This window comes from Corynebacterium tuscaniense, from assembly GCF_008693065.1.
Classification (GTDB): Bacteria; Actinomycetota; Actinomycetes; order Mycobacteriales; family Mycobacteriaceae; genus Corynebacterium; species Corynebacterium tuscaniense.
Map to the genome: position 1 here is coordinate 1 of NZ_VXKH01000205.1, position 538 is coordinate 538.

1 protein-coding gene is annotated in these 538 nt (G+C 61.9%); it reads right to left on the reverse strand.

Annotated features, from left to right (window positions below; genetic code table 11):
• Positions 1-538, reverse strand: a 538-nt coding sequence (locus F4V54_RS11295; protein ID WP_150387193.1) for an MFS transporter, incomplete at both ends; no start/stop codon positions are given.

A 538-nucleotide genomic window follows, 5' to 3' on the forward strand; every position in this document is an offset into this window, starting at 1 on the left:
CCAAGCAGACCTGAATGATAATGACGAGGAGGAGCCCGGCGCCGTCGAGAAGCATGAAGGCCGGAATGATGGTCACGCCCATAAACGCGGCCGCGCACAGCATCGTCGTGCGGCGACCAAGACGATCCGAAAGCATGCCGGTGAGCAGGGCAAAGCCCACATAGAATGCGGACGCCACCGAGGACGCGATAAACGCCGGCGTCGCGGCCATGCCCAGCTCCTCCGAAAGGTAGGTGGGCAGGTAGGTCAAAATGACGTAGAAGCCAATGGCGTTGAGCACCGCGCCCGCAAAGGCAATGGCCAGGGCCTTGGGGTACTTCAGAACCTCGCGCAGCGGAGACTCCTCTGGCTCATCCTGGTCCTCAAAGTGAGAGGACTCCTCCGTGTTGCGGCGAATCCACAGGCCGTATAGACCCAAAGGCAGCGCAATCAGGAATGGCACACGCCAACCCCAGGAATCCAGGGCGGCATCATCAAGGACTCCAGTCAGCAGCGCCGCAATGAGCGAGCCCAAGAGCAAGCCCGAGGCCGTCGCGGA